Annotated in this window: 16 protein-coding genes; 7 read left to right on the top strand and 9 right to left on the bottom strand. The window is 45.9% G+C overall.

Features of this window, described 5'->3' with window-relative positions; genetic code table 11:
- Positions 1 to 120 precede the first annotated feature (120 nt).
- Positions 121 to 966, top strand: coding sequence for an FAD:protein FMN transferase (locus KFE26_RS10930; RefSeq protein ID WP_212600406.1), 846 nt, complete (start codon positions 121 to 123; stop codon positions 964 to 966).
- Between the two features lie 281 nt (positions 967 to 1,247).
- Here KFE26_RS10930 and KFE26_RS10925 read toward each other — a convergent pair whose 3' ends face one another.
- Both KFE26_RS10925 and KFE26_RS10920 read right to left on the bottom strand, forming a co-directional pair.
- Complete coding sequence (locus KFE26_RS10925) at positions 1,248 to 2,879, bottom strand: methyl-accepting chemotaxis protein (RefSeq protein WP_212600405.1); 1,632 nt, start codon at positions 2,877 to 2,879, stop codon at positions 1,248 to 1,250.
- A 153-nt stretch (positions 2,880 to 3,032) separates the two neighbouring features.
- On the bottom strand, positions 3,033 to 3,923 hold the full coding sequence (locus KFE26_RS10920; protein ID WP_212600404.1) for a DMT family transporter: 891 nt from the start codon (positions 3,921 to 3,923) through the stop codon (positions 3,033 to 3,035).
- Between the two features lie 213 nt (positions 3,924 to 4,136).
- On the opposite strand from KFE26_RS10920, the gene KFE26_RS10915 reads away from it, so the two are divergent.
- Positions 4,137 to 4,913: a helix-turn-helix transcriptional regulator gene (locus tag KFE26_RS10915; RefSeq protein WP_212600403.1), complete on the top strand. Its 777-nt coding sequence runs from the start codon at positions 4,137 to 4,139 to the stop codon at positions 4,911 to 4,913.
- 772 nt (positions 4,914 to 5,685) lie between these two features.
- Here the strand turns inward: KFE26_RS10915 and KFE26_RS10910 are convergent.
- From KFE26_RS10910 to KFE26_RS10895, 4 genes are all read right to left on the bottom strand, one after another.
- Entirely contained in the window at positions 5,686 to 6,090 is a 405-nt protein-coding gene (locus tag KFE26_RS10910) for a GreA/GreB family elongation factor (RefSeq protein ID WP_212600402.1), read from the bottom strand.
- 605 nt (positions 6,091 to 6,695) lie between these two features.
- Complete coding sequence (locus tag KFE26_RS10905; RefSeq protein ID WP_105250029.1) at positions 6,696 to 6,830, bottom strand: DUF2474 domain-containing protein; 135 nt, start codon at positions 6,828 to 6,830, stop codon at positions 6,696 to 6,698.
- 98 nt (positions 6,831 to 6,928) lie between these two features.
- Entirely contained in the window at positions 6,929 to 7,936 is a 1,008-nt protein-coding gene (cydB, locus tag KFE26_RS10900; protein WP_168824951.1) for a cytochrome d ubiquinol oxidase subunit II, read from the bottom strand.
- Positions 7,937 to 7,996: 60 nt separating this feature from the next.
- Positions 7,997 to 9,331 carry a cytochrome ubiquinol oxidase subunit I gene (locus tag KFE26_RS10895; RefSeq protein ID WP_011790509.1) on the bottom strand — a complete coding sequence of 445 codons (1,335 nt, stop codon included), beginning with the start codon at positions 9,329 to 9,331 and terminating at the stop codon, positions 7,997 to 7,999.
- Between the two features lie 158 nt (positions 9,332 to 9,489).
- Here KFE26_RS10895 and KFE26_RS10890 point away from each other — a divergent pair, with 158 nt between their 5' ends.
- Both KFE26_RS10890 and KFE26_RS10885 read left to right on the top strand, forming a co-directional pair.
- Positions 9,490 to 10,929, top strand: coding sequence for a PLP-dependent aminotransferase family protein (locus KFE26_RS10890; protein ID WP_212600401.1), 1,440 nt, complete (start codon positions 9,490 to 9,492; stop codon positions 10,927 to 10,929).
- Positions 10,930 to 11,052: 123 nt separating this feature from the next.
- Positions 11,053 to 12,351: an O-acetylhomoserine aminocarboxypropyltransferase/cysteine synthase family protein gene (locus KFE26_RS10885; protein ID WP_131523875.1), complete on the top strand. Its 1,299-nt coding sequence runs from the start codon at positions 11,053 to 11,055 to the stop codon at positions 12,349 to 12,351.
- A gap of 133 nt (positions 12,352 to 12,484) precedes the next feature.
- Here KFE26_RS10885 and KFE26_RS10880 read toward each other — a convergent pair whose 3' ends face one another.
- The 3 genes from KFE26_RS10880 to KFE26_RS10875 form a co-directional block, all read right to left on the bottom strand.
- Positions 12,485 to 15,271 (bottom strand): DUF2339 domain-containing protein, encoded by a 2,787-nt coding sequence (locus tag KFE26_RS10880; RefSeq protein WP_409437986.1) that lies wholly within the window; start codon positions 15,269 to 15,271, stop codon positions 12,485 to 12,487.
- A gap of 14 nt (positions 15,272 to 15,285) precedes the next feature.
- A complete protein-coding gene (locus KFE26_RS24395) occupies positions 15,286 to 15,642 on the bottom strand; it encodes a hypothetical protein (protein WP_409437985.1) in 357 nt (118 codons plus the stop codon).
- Positions 15,643 to 15,854: 212 nt separating this feature from the next.
- Positions 15,855 to 16,991 carry a methyltransferase gene (locus KFE26_RS10875; RefSeq protein ID WP_173496932.1) on the bottom strand — a complete coding sequence of 379 codons (1,137 nt, stop codon included), beginning with the start codon at positions 16,989 to 16,991 and terminating at the stop codon, positions 15,855 to 15,857.
- 83 nt (positions 16,992 to 17,074) lie between these two features.
- Here KFE26_RS10875 and KFE26_RS10870 point away from each other — a divergent pair, with 83 nt between their 5' ends.
- The 3 genes from KFE26_RS10870 to KFE26_RS10860 all read left to right on the top strand — a co-directional run bounded on the left by KFE26_RS10870 (position 17,075) and on the right by KFE26_RS10860 (position 19,534).
- On the top strand, positions 17,075 to 17,689 hold the full coding sequence (locus KFE26_RS10870; protein WP_212600400.1) for an alpha-ketoglutarate-dependent dioxygenase AlkB: 615 nt from the start codon (positions 17,075 to 17,077) through the stop codon (positions 17,687 to 17,689).
- 152 nt (positions 17,690 to 17,841) lie between these two features.
- The gene (locus tag KFE26_RS10865; protein WP_028761572.1) at positions 17,842 to 18,162 is read left to right on the top strand and encodes a BolA family transcriptional regulator; all 321 of its coding nucleotides are present in this window, start codon (positions 17,842 to 17,844) and stop codon (positions 18,160 to 18,162) included.
- 253 nt (positions 18,163 to 18,415) lie between these two features.
- On the top strand, positions 18,416 to 19,534 hold the full coding sequence (locus tag KFE26_RS10860; RefSeq protein WP_212600399.1) for a TRAP transporter substrate-binding protein: 1,119 nt from the start codon (positions 18,416 to 18,418) through the stop codon (positions 19,532 to 19,534).
- Positions 19,535 to 19,628 lie beyond the last annotated feature (94 nt).

Below are 19,628 nucleotides of genomic sequence, written 5' to 3'. Positions count from 1 at the left end.
AGAGACTTTAATAGAATCCGCACAAATTATGTTAATTACTCTTAGTGCTTTGTTTAAATTTAACTGGATGAAGCGTTTATTGCTGATCCCTCAGATCTTCCTACCACAGTGGGTATTATCATGATACGTCGCGCTAAGCCATTACTCGGAACGCTGGTGGAAATCGCTGCCGAGTCACTGCCAAATCAAAGCGGTGAGGTACAACTTAAAGATAAAGCATTGGAAGCGGCTATTAGCGCGGCTTTTTCGCGTGTGACCCATATTGGGCGGTTGCTGAGCTTCCATCAACAGGACAGCGAGTTAAATCAGTTAAATCGGCAGCCGGGAATTTGGGTAACGTTAAGCCAAGATAGTTTACGAGTGCTCAAGTTGGCTAAGGGACTGGGTAAGGCGAGCAACAACTTATTCAATTGTACCGTTGGCGGCGAAATGATGTCTCGCGGTGCATTGCCTGCCTATCTTGGTATGCCTTTACTGTTGCAAGGCGAGTGGCAAGATATTGAAATAAAAGGTAATCAAGCGCGATTAGCTAGACCGCTAATTTTAACCTTAGATGGTATAGCTAAAGGTTATGCGGTTGATATGGCAGTGAGTGAGCTGCGTCGCGCTGGCGTGAGCGGAGGTTGGGTCAATGCGGGTGGCGATTTAAAAGTTTTTGGCAGTGCATCTTTAAATGTAGTGTGCCGCGGTCCATTAGGAGCGAGCCAAAAGCTCTGCGTTAGCAATATGGCGCTCGCCAGCTCAAGGGTCTCACAAACCTTAAGTCATGATTACCCTGCACTATTACTGCCAACTGGCAATGTTGCCGATACGAACGTCGATGCTGAAAGCGAGCGTATTGTTAGTGTGAGAGCCTCTTTTGCTTGGCGCGCCGATGCGTTAACGAAAGTCGCAGGCTATCTTAATCCCGACTTGGCCGCTGAAAAAATTGCTCACTTGGGTGGTCAATTAGTCAGTTTTGATTGATGTATCTTTTGCCTGTTTTACAGCTTTTGCAGATGATGGAATTAGAAATTCAATCATTACTGTGAGTTAACATTAAGCAGTTAGTACTGTTATTCGCACTTTAACGGGTGAATCGATACAACTTGGGTTTCGTTACCGTTATTTGCAACTTGCATACGGTTGTGGGCTTTTATTGTCTTCAAGCTTTTCTTGGTATTATTTCCATTAAAAAGAGTGCCTACATTGGGCACTCTTTTCGTTTCAATAGCTTATCGCTAACCATGTGTCGTTAGTCATTTATCTTAAGCGACTTTAAATCGCGCAACTTCTTTTTGTAGGTTGCTGCAAATGGCTTTAGTGTTGACGACTATTTGCTGCGTTTCTTGGATCACTAAGTTGCAGTATCTTGTTTTATCGGATAATTCGGTCAAGTTACGATTAATTTCTTCGGTCACATGGGTTTGCTCTTCGGTCGCAGTCGCCGTTTGAGTGGACATCTCACTGACCTTAGAGGTAGAGTTTAGAATTTCATCTAATGCATCTTGGGTCTGGCTGGCGAGGGTGACGGTTGATGTAGTCAGGCTGGCGCCTGATTCAATACTCTTAACCGCATCATTTACGCCGCGTTGTAATTCTTCAATCATACGTTGAATATCTTGGGTCGAGGTTTCGGTGCGACTCGCCAGTGTACGCACTTCGTCGGCGACCACGGCAAAGCCGCGGCCCTGTTCGCCAGCGCGCGCCGCTTCAATCGCTGCGTTAAGGGCGAGCAGGTTAGTTTGCTCTGCAATAGAGCGGATTACATCGAGCACTGAGGCAATATTGGCTGAATTAACTGAGAGTTTTTCGATAACCGTTACGGCATTTTTAACTGATTCAGACAGTTGCTGAATATGATTAACGGACTGGGCGAGGATATTTTTACCTTCCACCGTTTGGTCGTTCACCTTAGTGATTTCGGTTGCCGTGTGCAGGGCATTGCTGGCGACTTCCCTTACGGCGGCACTCATTTCATTTACTGCTGTGACAATGGTATCGACAAACTGCTCTTGCTCATGGCTGATGTTGATTGTGGTGGCTGACTTAGTTGCAAGACTTTCAACGGTTTGGCTCACATCCTTAGTTTGACCAATAATCGAGATGACCATTTGCTGTAGCTGCTCTACAAATAAGTTAAATGCATGGGCGAGCTCGCCGATTTCATCCTGACGTGTGATAGGGATCCTTTGGGTTAAGTTACCGTCACCATCGACAATGTCGTTGATCCTGCTAGTGATATCTTCAATTGCATTGACTATGATTTTAGGGCCGAAGTAGGCAATCAACAGCGCCACAATGGCGACTAAGCTCGCTATCGTTAAGGATATTTGGGTTTGGGTGGTTGCCTGTTCCGTTGCTTGTAAATCTAGCTCTTTTACTCTGTTATCGGCGGCTTCGCCCGCGGCATTGTAGATATCTCTTAATGCCTTAAATTCTTGCTTGGATTTGGTTTCGTGGAGTTGTTTCGCGCGTTCAAAATCATTACTTTTAACGGCATTAATGACCTCTGATGAGGCTTGATACCAGAGCGAAAACTGCGCCTCAAAGCCATTGGTTGATTGCAGTACTTGCAGGTGATCTGTAAGGATTTTTTTAAATTCTCCCATTCTGTCACGGGCTTGATCGACATTCTCTTGCCAGTTATCAATCTCATTTTTGCGATTATCGGCAGATAATTCTTCCCTGAGTAACACTTCTTCACTTAGCTGCGCTTGATAAAGGTCGCGATCTGCATTGAGAATTGCCGAAATTGCGGGATTAAATAACTGACTAAATTCCTGCATCTGTTTCACAGTAGCACGGCTTTGCATAGCATCGGTGACCGCCATGACAATGAGGGCTGTCGCCATAATGGCAAACATCAGTGAAAACTTAACGCGAATACTGTTAAACATAGGACGATCTCCATTAATAACTTAATAAATAGCTTAGCCGTTATTTATAGAATTGCCTTTGCGTGCAGCAGATTGCGATGGGATTTTGTACGCATTGAAATAAGCGAAACCGCCTTGGTCACTATTACCAAGGCGTTGACGCATTACTTTGGATTATTCAGGACAAGCTAGGGTAGGGATGACTTTAGGCTTAGGTTTTATCTGCACTAGCATGACACCAATAATCACCATAGAACCGCCAATATAATGATAAATGGCTAAGGTTTCATCTAGGATGATGGCCGCCAGTATCGCCGCAATAATAGGCATTAAATTAAAGAATACGCTGGTGCGATCGGCGCCGAGTTTGCTTATGCCATTGATCCAAGCCCACGGCGCTAAAAGTGAGGCAGCGATAGCAGCGTAAAGTATCAGTGGTGCTGATTGGGCACTGATCGCTATGCTGGGACTCGTAAACAGCAGTGGCGTTAGCATGAATACGGCTATGAGTCCTTGAATATAAACCGATTCCCAAGTCGGTAGTGGCAGTTGCCAGCGTTTCAGTAATACGCCATAGAGCGCATACACAAAGGCGCTAAAGAGCAACAGTAAATCACCTTGGGTCACGCCGATGGCAAGGTTCATCATATCGCCGTGACTGAGCATAAAAATCAATCCAAATAGCGAGATTAAGGTGCCACCAAAGGCTAACGGTGATAATTTTTGCTTGAGTAATGGCACGGCTAAAAACAGACTGATCATAGGCACGAGAGAGGTGATTAATGCCATATTTGTTGCCGTGGTGGTTGCCGCCGCAAAATAGGCCAGACTTTGGTTTAGCACCATACCTAAGAAAGCCAAAGTAGCGAACTTAGGTAACAAAGGTAGTATCACTTGGCGTTTTTGCCAGACGCGACTTGCGACAAAGGGTGTTAACAATAACATAGCGAAAAACCAACGGTAAAATGCTATGGCTTCAGGATCGATAATCCCAAATGAGAGCTTGTTGACTATCGAATTGCCTGCCCAAATTAATACGGCCAACAGGGGAAACAAATACAGCATGGTCTTGCCTTTAGGTACTGGCTAAAGTGACTGGCCATAGCTTATGGCTTATCACTTAAGCATCCAGATAATAGATTAGTGGCTATTATCCATGGTCGGTTATGATATAAATATCGCTTATCAGACAAGGTCAATTCCTCTACGGACAAGCGTAATCTGGGTTAGCGATTTCGTTTGAGTTTTTTGGACCACCATAGCTTCGAGGGCATCAAAATGCGCACGGTTTACCATCCGCTCACGGCAGAACAAGAGCCTGCTGCAGATATCTTCTTCAACTATGAAGCTTTCCTGCCAAATACGGTAACGCCAAAACATCAACATGTTTGGGGGCAACTGCAGTTAATCAGCGGTGGAATTATGGAGTTACATGCTGCAGGGCAACGGTTTTTATCGCCGTCACAATATGCGATTTGGGTTCCTGCGGGGATAGAACATGAAAGTTACACTCGGCGCAGTATTCATTATTGCTCGATGAATATAGTTGCCGAGCGGGCTGCGGCTTTTCCCATAGAGACCTGTCTTTTAGCCGTGACATCCATTGCCCAATCGATCGTTAACGATCTGCGGGAACGGCAAGTCACTGTGGCAGAAACTGCGGCGGATAAGCGACTGGTTGAGGTTTTGCTCGATCAGCTGACCTTGGGTAAAGCTCTACCGCAATTTCTGCCCACCGTTTCAGATAAACTGTTACAGCCGTTGTTGCTGGCACTTGAAGCCGACCCTGCGAGTTCGAAAACCTTTAAATCTTGGGCCAGTGAATTACATACCACAGAGCGTACCTTAGCTCGTCGCTGCCAAGAGGTTCTGGGGATGAGTTTTACTGAGCTAAGACAAAGGCATAAGTTTATCTATTCATTACATCTATTACGTCAGGGACTTGCGATCAAAGAAGTGGCATTGACGCTCGGCTATAACCAAACTTCGCCTTATATCGTGATGTTTAAAAAATATGCTCAGTGCTCACCTGAGCAGTATCGCCGCCGATTGTGATTGAGTGGCTGATGGAGCAAGGCTTAATAAAGGCGAGATGATGAGATCTTATGCGAAAGTCGCGTTAGATGATGCACTAAAAATATTGGGGGAAACTGTGAAATAAGATAGGGTGCTAAAGTGTTAACACCCTATTTTCGGCCTATTTAAAGAGAGGATTTAAGGTTTTTTACAGAGTTAGATAAGTTAGTCGGAAGCCTTTTGGCGGTTCCGTTTATCTTGACGCTTCTCTTTTAAGGTTTTCATTGGCGGTTTTTTGTTTTTTTCTTTACTCATAGATATAAACTCCAAAGTGAAGGTTACTATCCGAACCCGCGCCGCAAATCGGTTTCGATAGTTGGGCTCAATTTTTATTTCAGGCTTTAATTGAGACGGTTTATTTATAAAGAGTATAAAAATAAATTTAACGATTGAGGCGCCGTGCTAAACCTCTTAACCCCTTTGCTGTTTACTCTAAAGCGCTGCCATGACTTATACGTAAATAGTTGCAAAGAGTCGTTAATTGCAGTGTTAAACTTATCTAAAGTGTCTCTTTAATAAATATCGCGGCCAGTTAATGACTTCAAAATAACATTCCCTCTTATGATATTATGTTGAAAATGCCGCTATAAGCCGCCGCTAATAGCGAGTTCAAAGCATGTTGCCACTGAATTGAACATGCTTTATTTTAAAATGCTTACAGCCTAATAATCATATCTTTAAAATTTTATGAAATGTTGTCAAGTAGCAATATTCAATAGCCATTTACAAAAAGTATGCCCAAATGATTTTTCTATACAGACTTTTTAGGTTGTTTTTTCGTTAAACTGACATCTTTAATCATAAACAGAACTGGTTTGCCTAAAATGCTCACCTCTGCCAGTTCGCCCTTTGACAACCCAAGTAAGCTGACGCCTAAATCTGATATGACAGAGAAACGTCCTGCACTGGGTTTATGCCTTGGTGGATACACGAGTTCAATTTGGTACTCTTGCTGATCCTGCAGATTAACTAAGTGAATTTCCCGTCCCACAGTCACTTTATCACTCGTCGTATCATGCTTTAGCTGCTCAAGCTTACTAATCACGCCTGCCAAAGCCGTTGGGCGTAGAGAGGCATTAAAACTGTTTTGTAAATAATAGGTTTCAGTTTTTAGAATAAAATTCTGGAAAAGACTACTAAAAAAAGAATATGCCATTGCCGCCTCTGAAATAACAAAGTTAAAATATAAGCATAGAAATTAAAATGTGTATTACTCTGTGCTTATTTCACAAGAAGTTATAATTCTGCCGAGCGCGAGTGACGCTCGGCTTAGACTGGGAATTTGAGCGAGAGGCGGATTGAGCTTACTGAACTAGATGTGTTAGCTAACACATGGGAGAATAGTGATGAAAATGCAGTGCTAAACATAGTGTTACATCTCCAGTCAAAAGTTGATATTCAATTGATTATTTATTTTTGTATATCGATTTAGTATATCGGTCTTGCCATTAACTAAATAAGTAATTGCTTGGCTGATACCATAGGTCAAGTAAAAATATAAAGCAAGCCTAACTAAGCTAATCTTGCTGAATATACTGATAACAGTAAAACTGGATTTAACATTGTTTTAACTTTGTCATATTGGGGCTAGTCTTCGTCAATTTAATGCTAGCACTCGTAAAGTAAACTGAGCACTTGTTAATTTGGCTTAACTGAAAGCCAAATTAATTCAACCATTGAATGTTCTAGTGCAATGTCGCTAGATGCTATGGGTACTAACTGAATTAAGCCTTAATATAAGCTTCTAAAGTCAATATTTACTTAGGTTGTTAAGCCCGCACCTTTTAAAAGTATTTTGATACACATAGAGACGAGGAACAGACAGCTTACGCTTGTACACCAAATCAGCACTAACCAGCCGAGTCGATAGGCGAGGGATTTCGTTTGGGTCGTCATGTTGATCTCCTGCATATGTAAAGTCATCTAAAGTGAATCAGCGACCTAAGCCAAGTTAGCTTCAGTCGCGTTTTGGGAACTCTCATCTAAAGTCATGGCTAGTGATAGCCGGCATCCTTGGTTACTTTGCCGCGGAACACGTAGTAGCTCCAAAAGGTATAAACCAAAATCAGCGGGATGATCATCAGGGCGCCGACGAGCATAAAGCTCAGGCTGCTGTCGGGGGCTGCTGCCTGCCAAAGGCTGATGTTGGGTGGAATAATGTGCGGCCAGATGCTGATCCCTAAGCCACTAAATCCTAAGAAAATCAGCCCTAGAGTGAGTAGGAATGGCTGATAGTTATCATCACGATTTAGGGATTTTATCAAGGCCCAACTGCAGGCTAATACCAGTATTGGCACTGGGGCAAAGTAAAACAAATTCGGCAAGCTAAACCAGCGCAGGGCAATATTGGGTTGCACGAAGGGGGTCCATAAACTGACTAAACCTATGGTCATCAACAGGCATAAGGTCAGTGCTCTGCCGAGTTGTTGCATGGTCGTTTTAAGCTCGCCTTGGCATTTTTTCACCAACCAAGTCGCGCCGAGCAGAGCATAGGCCAGCATAAGGCCAAATCCACAGAAAAGTGAGAAGGGCGTTAACCAATCGAAACTACCGCCGCTAAATTGTTGGTTACTCACCGAAATGCCGGAGATAAACGCCCCCAGCACTACACCCTGTGAAAAGGTGGCCGTGATAGAGCCAAACATAAACGCTTTATCCCAGAATGGTTTAGCTTCTGCGCCCGACTTAAATCTAAACTCAAATGCCACGCCGCGAAAAATCAATGCCAGCAGCATGATGAGCAGCGGTATGGTTAGCGCTTCGAGCACTATGGCATAGGCGAGGGGAAATGCACCGAGCAGACTAGCGCCGCCGAGCACTAACCAAGTTTCGTTTCCATCCCAAACGGGGGCGACGGTATTGACCATAATATCCCTGTCGTCCTCGTCGTGAATGAAGGGAAACAGTATGCCGATGCCGAGATCGAAGCCATCCATCACGATATACATTAAGGTGGCAAAAATGATGATCCCGAACCAAATCAAGGGTAGATCGAATTCCATGGTGAGCCCTTAAATATGTTTAAGATTGAATAGGTAAAATTAGATTCATTTACTGTAAAATTAATGGCTTGTTGCCGCGATATCTGGCCCTTTGCGGATGAGTCGCATCATATAGCGATAACCAACGCCAAAGATGCCGCAGTAACTGACGATGAAAATCCCTAGGCTGATACTCAGGTGGGTAACGCTGTGGGAAGACACGGCATCCTGCGTGCGCATCAATCCTTGGATCACCCAAGGTTGACGGCCAAGTTCGGTAGTGAACCAGCCCGCTAGTGTGGCGAGTAATCCGGCGGGGCCGAGCACCAATACAAATCGCAGAAAGTGTTTGTTGCTGTAGAGGCTGCCTTTGCGCCTGAGATAAGCACTCCACAGTCCAGCAAAAATCATCAATAAGCCTAAGCCGACCATGAGCCTAAAACTCCAGAACACTAACAACACATTGGGTCTGTCCTCGGCGGGATACTCAGTCAAGGCTGGCACTTGTTTGCTTAAATCATGCTTTAAGATCAGGCTCGCGAGCCCTGGGATTTCGAGGCTGAAGTGGTTTTTCTCTGCGTCCATATCGGGAATCGCAAACAAGATAAGCGGTGTGGGTTTGTCACCCTCATTACGCCAATGGCCTTCCATCGCCGCGACTTTTACAGGTTGATATTCAAGGGTATTTAAGCCGTGAAAATCACCAATTACAGCTTGCAGCGGCGCGACAATTAACGCCATCCACATCGCCATAGACAACATCTTACGGATCGCGGGTGTATCGTTACCTTTGAGTAAGTGCCAAGCCGCCGATGCGCCCACAAAGAAAGCCGATGAAATAAAGGCCGCCACTGTCATATGGGCTAAACGATAGGGAAATGAAGGGTTAAACACTATCTGAAACCAATCCACTGGAATAACGCGATTGTTCACGATTTCAAAACCTTGGGGCGTCTGCATCCAGCTGTTTGAAGCTAAGATCCAGAAGGTCGAGATAATCGTGCCCGTGGCGACCATACAAGTGGCGAAGAAATGCAGGTTTTTACCTACCTTCTGCTGACCAAATAGCATGACTCCCAGAAACCCCGCTTCGAGGAAGAAAGCGGTAAGCACTTCATAGGTGAGTAGTGGCCCAGTTACGCTGCCCGCGAAGGCGGAAAAAGCACTCCAATGGGTACCAAATTGATAGGCCATCACTATGCCTGAGACCACGCCCATGCCAAAGTTTATGGCAAAAATCTTCGACCAAAATTGATAGAGTTGTTGGTAAACCTCATTCGCTGTTTTCAGCCATAAGCCTTCTAATACTGCTAGATAGGTGGCGAGGCCGATAGTGATGGCAGGGAAAATAATGTGAAAAGAGATGGTAAAAGCAAATTGGATCCTAGCGAGTACTGTGGCATCAAAATCAAACATAATTTCCTCGAGCGATAGGCATTTCTCGTTACAAAGGCATTGTTCTAGTCGCGTTCACTGAACCCTAAATTGGCTTGACGGTGAAAGCTTGTGTGCTATTAGACCATGGGATATGCTGGCTATAACAGACACAGAATATCTTGACTTGGCTATAACAGATGACGAAGTACGAGCAGTTAGCGCAGGAATTAAAGACACGAATAGCCCAAGGTGTCTGGCAGGCGGGGGACAAGTTGCCGTCGCTGCGCCAAACTGTGGCCGATTCGGGTTTGAGTCTGATGACAGTGCTCAATGCCTATCAGTTATTGGAAAGCCAAGGCGTGATCTCGGCGCAGGCTAAGTCTGGCTATTTAGTGGCGCCAAAGCCGGAATTAATCGCGCGGCAGGGAGAAGCCTTTCGTTATCCCGAGCGACAAAAGCCGATTTATCTTTCCGATAGCGTGGATATTAATGAGTTTGTATTCAATGTGCTGCAGGCTTCAAAGCAGGCGGACATAGTGCCCTTTGGCTCAGGATTTCCCGATCCTAGTTTATTCCCGCAACAAGCACTGGCGCGATCTTTGGTTAAGGTGACTCGGCACATGTCACCTTCTTTTGCCGCCGATAATTTACCGCCAGGAAATGCGGGATTGCGTAAGGCTATCTCCCAACGTTATGCCAAATTGGGCATTAGCATTTCGCCCGACGAAATCATCATTACCTCGGGTGCCATGGAGGCGCTCAACTTGAGCTTAGCGACGCTGACTCAAGCGGGTGATTGGGTTGTCATTGAATCACCGACCTTTTATGGCGCGATGCAAGCCATTGAACGGCTTAAACTCAGAGCGATTGCGGTTGCTACCGATCCACAACAGGGGATTGATCTTGAGGCGCTGGCTGAAGTGTTAAATACCTATCCAGTGAAAGCCTGCTGGTTGATGAGCCAACATCAAAATCCCTTAGGTTGCAGCTTATCGGATGCTAAAAAACAGGCGCTTTATCAGTTACTAAACGAGCATAAGGTCAGTCTGATTGAGGATGATGTTTATCAAGAACTCTATGTTGATTCCAGCGCGCCAAGGCCAGTAAAAGCCTTCGATACAGAAGGACGGGTGTTGCACTGCGGCTCATTTTCTAAGTCTTTGATTGCTGGTTATCGTGTCGGCTGGGTTGCGGCAGGATGCCATGCACCGCAGTTACAACGCTTACAAGTCATGTCGACGTTATCGACTAGTGCGCCGATGCAGCTCGCCATCGCCGATTTTATTCAGTCGGCGCAATATGAACGGCATTTGAAACAGTTACGCAAAAAGTTAGCCAGCCGTAAATTGGCCATGTATCAATTATTGTGCGCGCATCTGCCCGAATCTGTGGGGGTCAACTTCGCGCAGGGCGGCTATTTTCTCTGGTTAGCGCTGCCATCACACATGGACGCTACACAAATTTATTATCAGGCGATTGAGCGTGGGATCAGTATTGCACCCGGAAATCTCTTTAGTAATCAGGTCGAATTCCGCCATTTTATGCGTTTGAATGCCTCATACGAGTGCTCGCCAGAGATAGTCTCTGCGGTCGTGGTGCTGGCCGAACTTATCCGCAACAATTTGCGCCGAAGTTAAAGGCTGTGGCTAAAAATTTTTAGACTTCTAGATGTCTATCTGTTAGCTTGTTGAACATGCACAAATCTTGTGCAATTCTCAATGTCGATTGAATACTGGGCTGCTACGGATAAGGAAGGGAAAATGAAATTAGAGTCACTGGCATTACACCATGGTTATGAGTCAGAAGCGACCACGAAGGCGGCCGCAGTACCTATCTATCAAACGACCTCTTATACTTTCGATGATACCCAGCATGGTGCTGATTTATTTGACTTAAAAGTCGCTGGCAATATTTATACTCGGATAATGAATCCTACTACTAGCGTGCTAGAGCAACGTCTGGCGGCCATTGAAGGCGGCATAGGTGCGCTGGCCGTGGCATCGGGTATGGCGGCGATTACCTATGCGATTCAAGCCTTGACTCAAGTTGGCGATAACATCGTCAGTACCAGTCAGCTCTATGGCGGCACCTATAATCTGTTTGCCCATACGCTGCCGCGCCAAGGCGTTGAAGTGCGCATGGCGGCCTTCGATGATTTTGAAGGCCTCGATGAGCTGATCGATGACAAAACTAAGGCCTTATTCTGCGAATCGATTGGTAATCCAGCCGGCAATATTGTCGATTTACAACGTTTAGCCGAGATTGCCCATAAGCATGGCGTGCCTTTAATTGTTGATAATACGGTCGCGACTCCAGTGTTATGTCGCCCCTTTGAGCATGGCGCCGATATCGTTATTCATTCTTTAACTAAATACATTGGTGGCCATGGCACGACAATCGGTGGAGTGATTATTGATTCAGGCAAGTTCGATTGGGTGGCAAATAAGGAAAGATTTGCCTTACTCAACCAAGCCGATCCTTCTTATCACGGCGTGGTCTACACAGAAGCCTTTGGTCCTGCTGCATTTATTGGTCGTTGCCGTGTAGTACCGCTGCGTAATACCGGCGCCGCACTGTCACCGCACAGTGCATTTTTACTGTTGCAAGGCCTTGAAACCTTAAGCCTTAGAATGGAGCGCCATTGCTCAAATGCCTTGGCATTAGCTGAATATCTGGTGCTGCATCCGGCGGTCAGTTGGGTGAACTACGGCGCCTTGCCGAGCAGCCCTTATCAGGATAATTGCCACAAGATCACTGGCGGAAAAGCTTCTGGGATCATCAGCTTTGGGATTAAAGCGGCCACAGCAGAAGAAGGTAAGCTTGCTGGCGGACGTTTTATCGATGCACTGCAGATGATCCTGCGTTTAGTGAACATTGGGGATGCGAAATCCTTGGCCTGCCACCCTGCGAGCACTACGCACAGACAGCTCGATGCCGATGAACTGGCAAGGGCGGGCGTGTCTGAGGATCTTATCCGTATCTCGGTTGGGATTGAGCATATCGACGACATCATTAACGATGTTGCACAGGCACTCGATAAGGCACTGGCGAGCAAATAGCTCGTATCGAAGCTCGTATCGAATAGTCCATATTAATATAGCCGATACCTCATCGCTTTATTAAATCGTTAACAGTAAAAAGCCGCCATCGATTCAATTCGATAGCGGCTTTTTTAGTGCTTTAAAAACGATGTTAATCTTGCTGCAGTCGATTTCTCGCCTTTTGATAGAAGTAAGAAACAGTCAGCAAAATGACTCCGATCAGCATAAAGGCAATCACCTTTTGTACTAGCTCGAAGGACGCCATATCCAGTAATAGCACTTTAAGCGTCGATAAGGTAAATAGCCCAGCAGCGAGGCGGATCATATCGGCATTTTGTGGTTTTAAGCTGATAAACATCAACACACTGCCATGGATAACCAATAAAATCGCGCTGAGTGGGGCGGCAATCATGTTATCGAAGCTATAACTCCACATGAAGTAACTCAAGGCGAGTAACAGATGCCAACCCCACTTAAGTCCTTGTAAAGGTAAGATGCGTCTATGCAAGCGTATTGCTGCACCGTGCTGCAAGATAAGCCTTGCTAGGAGCGCCAGTGATAAAAACTCGATTAACATAAACGAGGCATTATCACGATTAAGCCCGAGTGTTAGCTCAAAATGCAACATGATGGGCAACAGGGCTAAGCCTAAAGTGAGGCCATAGGCGAGATGGTAGCTTTCCTTTATTGCGGCTTGGATTTCGGCGGCGAGGGGGAATTTTGCGCTATATGAGGCTTGGCCTACAGATCTCTGACTTACACCTCTCAGGCTTAAACCTCTTTGGATTAGCAATGCAAAATAACCACTTAAGGCTAATGCTGTCATGGCTATTCCTACTAGCTCAGAATGATTAAAACCATAAACGATCACGGCCGTTACCAGTGCAAAGTAATAAGGGCTCAATTGCCATTGTCGTTGCAGCAAGGGGCGCCAATGCTCGGGTAATTGGCGGTAGCGGAGCAGGGTGAAGCCCATAAACAGGGCGCCAACGGCCAGCGCCGCGAGTCCTTGCCAAGCGTGAATAAGGCATAGCGAGGCTGTCATCAGAACCGCTAGCCAAGTGAGGATTTTGGCTTCTATGTTCAAACTCTTATGTTTAACAAAGTAGGCTAAACCTAGGCTCATAAAGGTGCTCAGCCAGAGTGCAATAGCGGTATATTCCCAATGGTTGCGGATGACTTTGGGCAGCAGAATAAGCGGCAGCAGCAAATAGCAGAAGATTTGCATCGTATAAGCGGCTTTGGCAAATAAGGCATCTTTATAGTGGTGACGATACCAATAATGGGCCAAGAGTAGGGCGATAAATAACTCAAACCGTGCCAGTTTTGCCATAAGCGGCTGGGCACTAAAGCTAAAACTGTCCGCGAGCGTTATGCCTTCAACAACCTTAAACAGCAGCGGCAATAGTAAGAGCCAAGCAGCAAACTCGCTGATAACGAGTCTGTCCTTTGCGCTCAAATACAGCAGTAATAGGCTGACGAGTGGCAAGATGGCGAGGTAGTAATCGCTGCTCAAAAGGTAAGCCGCGAGGATAATTGTCGCCACATAAAAACCGCTTAATAGCTCTTTTAACACTCTGTTTAGCTGACTTTCTAGGGTCGAAAGCAATGCATGATGGAGTGTTAATAGCCGAATCACTAAGACTAAGGCGGCGCAACTTAAGGCCTGTGCTAACAGTGGAAAGCCAAAAGCTGACAAGGGAGAAATTGGCGCCCCATCGATAAAGCTTGATTCTAAAAGGCTCATGCCCGTCAGTACACTAGACGCATTGAGCCCTAATCCCATCAGCAGCAATACATAGGCTTCGGCGCGAACGGAAATTAGTTCTTCTTTGGTACCAATCCACAACAGTAATAAGGCTTCGAGCAGTAATACTAATCCAAGGAAATCGTGGCTGAGTAAATACAGTGCGGCAAATCCCGCAAAACTCCCTGCAAAGACTAACAATAAGCCGTTGCAGGCTTTTTCTAGGTTGCCTGTGCGCTTCCAATAGAGGGCTGCGCAAATCAGTGCGTTGGCCGCAAAGATTTCCCCTGCGAACTCAGTAAATTGCGTCAACTCTAATAACACAAAGGCGAGCAATGCTATCGGTAGGGCGAGTATGCGATGGCTTAGTGCATTATGTTTTTCATCCTGATGGGTAAACTGCTTGGTAAATAGTAGGCCTGTGATGCCGTAGAGATAAAAGAACACATTAATACTGATAAGCGCGAGCAGACTGACGCCGCCAACGTCGCTGAGTGGCAATTCAATGAAATGGCTAAAAGCTTCGATGCAGCCTATGTGCAACAGGGCGGTGATTTCCAGTAGCAGCGGCCACTTAAGTTTGCGACTCTGGGCAAGGGCGCCGGCACCAATAAGCAGTAAATAAGGCAGATACAATAGCGGCGCATAGCTTTGGGATAACAGCATCATAGGCGCGGTCGAACCACCGACTAAGGCGATCACGGCGATCACTTTGGCATCTAAGCGCATCGACAGGCCATAACCTGCCAAAGTGATCAATAACAGTAAGATAAAACTCGCGCTATTGGGAATTAACTCAAAATACGGCCCAATAAAGTACGCGCAGAGATAATTAAGTATGAGTCCGAGTCCGACAATACCTGAGCCAAAATCCGCCATACCCGCGCGTTTTTGGCGAATAAAAATCCCGCCCACTATGATAGCGTTCGCGCTGGCAAACCCGAGTAGCGCTTTGCCAAGTTCTGAAAACCAATGGTTGATTGAATATTGCAGTAAATAACCAAAGCCTAAGGTCAGGGTGATAATGCCTACGACAGTCATTAAAAAGACAGGTCCTAATCCCTTAGCCTGATAATGATGGTAGAAAGATTTGACTTGCTCGTTGACTGCCGCAAAGGGTGCCATGACGGCCGCGAGTCCTTGGGATAGCAACTCATCAAATTGACTCGCCGCTTGCACGCTTGCCTGCAATTTGACTTCATCACTCAGCTGTTGATTTTGCGCTTGAGAAAGGTGTTCGGTTTAGCGGCTTGTTCCGTCGAGGTATTTTTCGTTTTTCTTTGCCAAGGGTCTTCTTGCCAAGTTTCACTTGGTATAGGGCCTTGCTGCCATGGGTTGGGTTCTGCTGAGGCTGGTTCTACGGAAGCTGGCTCAAGGGTTGGTGTTTGTGCCGCATAGGTTAATGGGAGCGTGTCTTCAGTCGCAATTTGCTGACTTAAGGTCTCGAGCTTAGTGGAGAATTCTGCTAATTGACGACCGAGCGAAGATTGCTGCGATAAATGCAGCGATTGTAATTGTGCCAGCTCAGCTTTTAGTTGGGCAACGTCATCCTTTAACGGCATATCTCATTCCTAAGTGTTTAAGTGCTTAACTCATAAACCTTTGTCGGCAAGAAGTGTACTTGTATGTGTATTTTTCGGCTAGTTGTTGTTGATTTTTAGGAAATCTCCGACTGCTGCTTTTCCAACATGTCATTGCTCAGCATAAAAAGAGCCCTGTATAAAAAAGAGCCAAACATTGCTGGCTCTCATTTAACGTGTCAATTTCGATGAGGTTATTTTTTCTGTGCCTGCAGGATCACAAATTTACCGTTGGAGGCGACTGTGGTGCAGTTCTTAAATAAGCGCTGTAATTTTACATGGTAAGCCAGATGACGGTTACCGACGATATGTAAGATCCCCCCCTCTTTCAAGCGGCGGCGAGCATCTAAAAACATCTGCCAAGCGATATGATCGGTTATGGCTTCACCTTGATGAAACGGCGGATTACACAGCACCAGATCCGGTTGCACTTCTTCTGGCAGATGCGTCATGCAATCGTCCCAATAGAAGTGGCCTTTGTCTGCGGGCAATTGGTTGCGTGCCCAGTTTGCCTTGGCTGATGCGACTGCCATTTCAGAATCGTCGATAAAGTGAATGTCAGCCTCTGGGAATAACTGGGCGGTGCGTAACCCCAGCACGCCATTGCCACAGCCGAGATCAACAATCGACTTAAAATCCCCTTTGGGCAGATTCTCTAGCATGATGCGTGCGCCAATATCGAGTTTGTTGGCGGCAAACACATTACTTAAATTGCTGATCTCAAGTTGATATTCGGGTATGGCCCAAGTCACTTCTTTGGCTAATGGTCTTGGTTTGCCATCACTGACACAGGTGATCACTCGGGTGTTTTTCCACGCTAAACTGGCGCTTGCGGGGCCTAAATGCTTAGCAAAAATGTCGAGTAAGGCGCCATTAATCGATTTGGCTTTGGCGGCCACTAATACACGAGTGCCTGCGGGTAACACTTGCGACAAGCGCGTTAGCTGGTGAGCAAAGTAGCTTAAGTTCTTAGGCAACTTCATCAATACTAAGGCTAAGTTTTCTGGCAAGGTATCGCGGCTGGTAAACCATTGCAGATTATCCATTGGCAACTGATTGCGGCCATGGTTTTGTTCGGTGCCTAAAAAGCTGGTTCTGGCATCGGTTTCAACACACAGTGGCCAACTTGGATTCAATTTAGATAAACCGCAGCTTAAAGCGCCGAAACTGTCGTTGATAATGGCGGTTGGCACGGCGGCTTGCTCTGACTCAATAAGGCTTTTGAGTAAGTGTTCATCGGCGGCATCCCAAGCTTGAAGATTAGATTCCTGCTGAGCTGGATACCGTAAGAGTTCGAGTTCAACACCCGCTACTGAAAATTGTGTTGTCATGTGCCACACTGCGCCAATAAATTTAAGGCGCAGATTATCGCAGATTTCATGGCGCAGTGCGACGGCTCACATGGAGGACGTCAATGCAGCAAGGTAAGTTAGGGTTTGATACAGAGGGTGAGGCTCAAATTAAACCGCCCATCACCTTAGTGCGGGGTTATCTTAATGCTGAGCAGCAAGCGGCGCTAATGAAAGAAGCGCTGACCTATCCCTTAAATCGCCCTGAAATCCAAGTCTTTGGTCAGTTTCACGCTATTCCTCGCCAGCAAGTGTGGTTTGGCGATTTGGGCTGCGACTATTTATATTCAGGACTGTTTATCCGCGCCTTACCTTGGCCTAAATATGCTCACAAGTTGAGGAATAAGTTAGCGCGGGATTATGGTTTGGAGAGCAATGGGGTATTAGTGAATCGCTACGCCGATGGTAAAGATTGTATGGGCGCCCACAGTGATGATGAACCTGAAATTGCTCAGGGGAGTCATATTGCTTCTATTACCTTAGGCGCCACGCGGGATTTTGTGCTTAAGCATAAGCACAGCCAAACCAAGTACAGCATAAGTTTGAACAGTGGCGATCTACTGATCATGCATTGGCCCATGCAAAGTGCTTGGCTGCATAGCCTCCCTAAACGGTTGAAAGTAAAAGAGCCGCGTTGGAACTATACCTTTAGACAACTCATCGTTAATTTCCATGGTTAATTGCCTCCCGCTAACTGCCTATGGTGAAGCACTGCGAAATATGGCTGGATATAAAGTGGTAGGGCATCAACAAATTGAAAGCGTGAATTTGATCTTTTCAATTTGAAGCAGTACTCTGCGGCAACTGGATTTTCCCATTCTGAGACTCGAATATGTCTAATACTCATGTGCAGGGCACTGTGGCTAACACTATTTCGCAGAAATTAACCGAATGCTTCTCGCCGACCCATTTAGAAGTGATTAACGAAAGTAATCGTCACCATGTACCACCGAATTCAGAAACCCACTTTAAAGTTGTGCTGGTGAGCGAGCAGTTTGATGGCTTACGTTTATTAGCCCGTCATCGATTGGTCAACACTCACTTAGCCCATGAGTTAGCCAATGGCGTGCATGCTTTGTCTATTCACACTTTCACTCAAAATGAGTGGGATGCGAATGCACAAGTACCTAATACGCCAAATTGTCGTGGTTAATTAATCGCTCAGCAATACTGTTTAGCTTAGATTTCAAGGCCACTCTTCATAGAGTGGCTTTTTGTTTTAGACCAACTTAAGACTATTTTTGAGTTTGCCGACCTTAGTTTCTAGTTTCCCTACCTTAGTTTCTGTGTTAAAAATATGTTTTATTTTAAGAGGTTGGGCGATGTGATTGTCGATACCCATCCTGAGTGCATTTCCATGTTAGTTGGATCCATGTGCTCGTTTGACATCAGAGAGAGTATTAAAAATGCGTAAGTTAGGGAGCTTGTTTATCTCAGTGCTGCTGATGGGACTGAGCGGTTGTAACCCCGTCTCCAGTGATGCGCAAAGCGTAGCCGCTTCCCATGCCGCAACTGATGTTCCCCATGCTTTACCTGCCATTGAATGGCGTCTTGCGACCTCTTGGCCGAAAAACTTCCCCGGTTTAGGCATGGCTCCTGAGCGTTTTGCGCATTTAGTCGATGAAATGTCTAACGGTCGGTTAAAGATTAGCGTTTATGGTGCGGGTGAGTTGATGCCTGCTTTTGCCGTATTTGATGGTGTGAGTCAGGGTAAAATTCAAATGGCCCACTCCGCTTCTTTCTACTGGAGAGGAAAAGCGCCCGCAGCGCAGTTTTTTTCATCGATCCCATTTGGTATGACCGCGCAGGAAATAAATGGCTGGCTTCACTATGGCGGTGGTATGGAGCTGTGGACTGAAGTGTATCAACCTTTTGGTATTATTCCCCTCGCGGGAGGCAATACTGGGATGCAGATGGGCGGCTGGTTTAATAAACCCATCAATACCATTGCTGATTTTAAGGGATTGAAGGTCCGCATGCCGGGCTTAGGTGGTGAAGTGTTGAAACGTGTTGGTGCTGTACCTGTAAACATGGCGGGGCGTGAACTTTATGGTGCACTGCAAACGGGGGCGATTGATGCCGCAGAGTGGGTAGGGCCAGTGAATGATCTTGCCTTCGGTTTACATAAAGTGGCTAAGTACTACTATTACCCTGGTTGGCATGAGCCAGGTTCAAATATGGAATTCTTGATTAATACCGCTGCATTCGAGAGTTTACCTGAGGATTTACAGGCCATAGTCAAAGTTGCTGCGAGAGCCATTAACCAAGATATGCTCGATGAATACACGACCCGTAACGTGACCGCCCTTGAAACGTTAGTGAAGGACGAAGGTGTGGAGCTTAAAGCGTTTCCACCGAACGTGTTGTTGGAGCTTGAGAAAATCTCCAAACAAGTGATTGAAGACCAAGCGAATCAAGATCCCTTAATGCGAAAGGTGTACGATGCTTATCACGCGTATGAGCAAGGTGTGCGCCAGTACCATAAAATATCTGAGGATGCTTACAGTCAACAGCGTCAACACTAAATGATGGTTTTTTACTGCAAACTGTCACATTAGCATCTGATTTATATGAGATGATTTCATCTTAGATTATCTTGTTATCGGCGTAATTCATTTG

The sequence above is a fragment of the Shewanella sp. M16 genome (assembly GCF_018224605.1).
Lineage (GTDB): Bacteria > Pseudomonadota > Gammaproteobacteria > Enterobacterales > Shewanellaceae > Shewanella > Shewanella oncorhynchi.
The sequence above is the reverse complement of the archived record's forward strand: the minus strand, read 5'-3'. Positions and strand labels throughout refer to the sequence as shown.

Coding starts and splice junctions, on each gene's coding strand:
- KFE26_RS10930 (WP_212600406.1), top strand. CDS start 121: ATGATACGTCGCGCTAAGCCATTACTCGGAACGCTGGTGGAAATCGCT.
- KFE26_RS10925 (WP_212600405.1), bottom strand. CDS start 2,879: ATGTTTAACAGTATTCGCGTTAAGTTTTCACTGATGTTTGCCATTATG.
- KFE26_RS10920 (WP_212600404.1), bottom strand. CDS start 3,923: ATGCTGTATTTGTTTCCCCTGTTGGCCGTATTAATTTGGGCAGGCAAT.
- KFE26_RS10915 (WP_212600403.1), top strand. CDS start 4,137: ATGCGCACGGTTTACCATCCGCTCACGGCAGAACAAGAGCCTGCTGCA.
- KFE26_RS10910 (WP_212600402.1), bottom strand. CDS start 6,090: ATGGCATATTCTTTTTTTAGTAGTCTTTTCCAGAATTTTATTCTAAAA.
- KFE26_RS10905 (WP_105250029.1), bottom strand. CDS start 6,830: ATGACGACCCAAACGAAATCCCTCGCCTATCGACTCGGCTGGTTAGTG.
- cydB (WP_168824951.1), bottom strand. CDS start 7,936: ATGGAATTCGATCTACCCTTGATTTGGTTCGGGATCATCATTTTTGCC.
- KFE26_RS10895 (WP_011790509.1), bottom strand. CDS start 9,331: ATGTTTGATTTTGATGCCACAGTACTCGCTAGGATCCAATTTGCTTTT.
- KFE26_RS10890 (WP_212600401.1), top strand. CDS start 9,490: ATGACGAAGTACGAGCAGTTAGCGCAGGAATTAAAGACACGAATAGCC.
- KFE26_RS10885 (WP_131523875.1), top strand. CDS start 11,053: ATGAAATTAGAGTCACTGGCATTACACCATGGTTATGAGTCAGAAGCG.
- KFE26_RS24395 (WP_409437985.1), bottom strand. CDS start 15,642: ATGCCGTTAAAGGATGACGTTGCCCAACTAAAAGCTGAGCTGGCACAA.
- KFE26_RS10875 (WP_173496932.1), bottom strand. CDS start 16,991: ATGACAACACAATTTTCAGTAGCGGGTGTTGAACTCGAACTCTTACGG.
- KFE26_RS10870 (WP_212600400.1), top strand. CDS start 17,075: ATGCAGCAAGGTAAGTTAGGGTTTGATACAGAGGGTGAGGCTCAAATT.
- KFE26_RS10865 (WP_028761572.1), top strand. CDS start 17,842: ATGTCTAATACTCATGTGCAGGGCACTGTGGCTAACACTATTTCGCAG.
- KFE26_RS10860 (WP_212600399.1), top strand. CDS start 18,416: ATGCGTAAGTTAGGGAGCTTGTTTATCTCAGTGCTGCTGATGGGACTG.